The 2,495-nt window shown below is 41.0% G+C and carries 3 protein-coding genes; 1 reads left to right on the top strand and 2 read right to left on the bottom strand.

Annotated elements, in window-relative coordinates; genetic code table 11:
- Window positions 1-83 precede the first annotated feature (83 nt).
- Together ACZFYI_RS18980 and ACZFYI_RS18975 are read right to left on the bottom strand one after the other, a co-directional pair.
- Complete coding sequence (locus tag ACZFYI_RS18980; protein WP_462525690.1) at window positions 84-791, bottom strand: methyltransferase domain-containing protein; 708 nt, start codon at window positions 789-791, stop codon at window positions 84-86.
- The gene (locus tag ACZFYI_RS18975; protein ID WP_462525689.1) at window positions 791-1,867 is read right to left on the bottom strand and encodes a type III polyketide synthase; all 1,077 of its coding nucleotides are present in this window, start codon (window positions 1,865-1,867) and stop codon (window positions 791-793) included. Before ACZFYI_RS18975 ends, ACZFYI_RS18980 begins: the two co-directional genes overlap by 1 nt.
- A gap of 89 nt (window positions 1,868-1,956) precedes the next feature.
- Between ACZFYI_RS18975 and ACZFYI_RS18970 the strand changes: the two genes are divergently transcribed.
- Window positions 1,957-2,495, top strand: a 539-nt coding sequence (locus ACZFYI_RS18970; protein ID WP_462525688.1) for a UbiA family prenyltransferase, incomplete at its 3' end; no start/stop codon positions are given.

Here is a 2,495-nt window from a genome sequence, read left to right as displayed (position 1 = left end):
AAATCTAATGTCTTTAAATCGATTCCATACTCTTCCATGCGTAATTACATTTTTGTTTTTTTAATATGATTTTCGGCGCAAATTTAGTCGAATTTCCCTATTACCCGCCATCGAAATGCCCAATTCCACTGAATCTGGAATACTTCCATTCCGGCTTTTTGTAATACATGCTTGATGTCTTTTCGGGAAAATCCCCGGAGAACAGAAAGGGGTCCGTCGTTTTGGACCATGGGGGATTTTGAAAATAGGCTAGTCAGCAACTTGATGCTGTAATAAGCCAAAGGATGGCGATGGAGGTCATTGATTACCATGCCTAAAGATGCTCCCTTTTTAAAAACCCTCATCAGGACAATTAGTTCCTCATCGGTAAAATGATGTGTAAAAAGTGTACAGGTAACCACATCCACTTTGAGGTTTTGAAAATCTTGGTCAAAAACATTTTGGACCAAAAAACTGACATTAGGATAATTTTTCAGGTTTTCTTTTGCTAACCCGATGGTATGGTCATTCGCGTCGATTCCAATGAATTTACATTTAAACTTGTTTTTTGAAGCCCAATCTGCCATGACCTTAAGCATGTCACCGCCTCCACAACCAATATCGGCAATGGTATATTCCCGGCTTTTTTCCTGACCCAAAAGGATATTCAATCCGGAAGTGGTCACATGGTTACCTCCCAAAAAACGGTTGATGGTACGGAGCTCGCGTAAAGTCTGTTTGAGGATTTCTCCTCCGACCTCGAGGTCATCCATGATTTCTTTGTCATAGGAGCGCTGATCGAACTTCCCCATTATTTTTCCAATAGAAGTGTTTCCAAAGTCAATCCTGGGCCAAAGCCCATCGCCAAAATGTCTCCTTTTGATTCAGGGTTGAGGAGCCATTTTTGCAAAACAAAAAGAATGGTAGCTGAAGACATATTACCAAAGGCTTTCAATACTTGGTGGGAAGGCAAATTTTGATCCGGAGTAATCTGAAAAGCACTCTCCACTTTTTGGAGTATCTGACTTCCTCCCGGATGGATGGCAAAATTCTTGATTTTTGACAATTGAAAAATATCCTCGAGGTAACCAATGATTTCATTTAGTCCTTTGTGGAGCAATTCGGGCACATATTTGCTCAATCTCATTTCAAAACCAAAATCCCCGATCGACCAGGCCATATCGCTTTCCCCTTCTTTGAAAACCCTGCTGTGGAATTTTTTGATCTTCAATCCAACCGGCGACCGCCTTATCAAAGCCGCAGCAGCACCATCTCCGAAAATGGCATTTGCCAAAAGGTTGTCCTCTGTATATTCCTTCTGAAAATGTATGGTACACAATTCAATGGAGAGCACAAGCACCTTGGCATCGGGATCACTGTCACAGATCCGGTCAGCCAACTTGATTCCATTGAAAGCGGCATAACAACCCATAAAATGAATGGCATAGCGCTCTACATCATTTCTGAATCCAAGTGTATGTATAATCTCGAGGTCAAGACCCGGAGCAAACATCCCTGTGCAAGATACCAAGATCAAATGTGTGATTTCTTTGGTTTGGATATGCGTATTGGAGAGGCAATCTTGTACTGCCTTTGTGGCGAGAGATAGGGCTGATCTTTCAAAAAGTCCCATCCTCTTTTTGGTGGAAGGGAAGGGTTCCAAATCCTGTGTGTTTGGGAAAAAACTGAATTTCTGCGGATCTGTATAATTAAAGTCATCAATCACACTGAACCTGTTTTCTATGCCAGTCTGTCGGTATACAAAATTTAATTTCCTGGATTCCTGAGCATCCAACCCGTGGGCCATTTTCATAAATTCCCCAATTTGGATTTGGGAAACGGGTTTTCCGGGATTGGCTGTTCCTATACTTACAATATGGTTGTTCATCAAATTTAAGTTACACTTATTTTTTCTAACTTGGTATTCCTGAAAGATAACCATCCCTTTCCTCAAAAGTTAATTATCCTTATTTATTTATGTTTAAACTCTCCAATTGGAAACATCTCAGAATTCCATTTTCTTTCTATCTCCTTCCGATTTTCATTTTTGCTTTGGCTTTTACTCCCAATCACAATGGTGAAAGAATGATCATTGTGCTGGTTGCATTGCATCTTTTTTTATATCCATCAAGCAACGGCTACAACTCTTATTTTGATAAAGACGAAAAAAGCATCGGCGGTTTACGTAATCCACCCAAAGTCACCAAAGGGCTTTATTTTCTTTCTTTGGCGTTTTTTGTGGTTTCATTGGTACTTGGCCTGATGATCAACTGGCAATTCAGCAGCATGTTGCTAGTATATAGTCTCGTCTCTATGGCCTATAGCCATCCTTCTATCCGTCTCAAAAAATATCCATACGCGAGCTGGATAGTCGCCGGCTTTTTTCAGGGATGCTTCACTTTCTGCATGGCTTATGCGGGATTGAGTGATTTTGGATGGGAAGTTTTTACCAAAAGCCATGTGTTGATTCCGGGCTTGCTCACAAGTCTGATGCTTTGGGGGTCTTATCCGCTGAC

This window comes from Aquiflexum sp. (genome assembly GCF_977115555.1).
This window is presented reverse-complemented; position numbering and strand designations above follow the sequence as displayed.

What these genes read in the sequence shown, in the direction of transcription:
- ACZFYI_RS18980 (WP_462525690.1), bottom strand. Translation starts at nt 791, where the DNA reads ATGGGGAAGTTCGATCAGCGCTCCTATGACAAAGAAATCATGGATGAC.
- ACZFYI_RS18975 (WP_462525689.1), bottom strand. Translation starts at nt 1,867, where the DNA reads ATGAACAACCATATTGTAAGTATAGGAACAGCCAATCCCGGAAAACCC.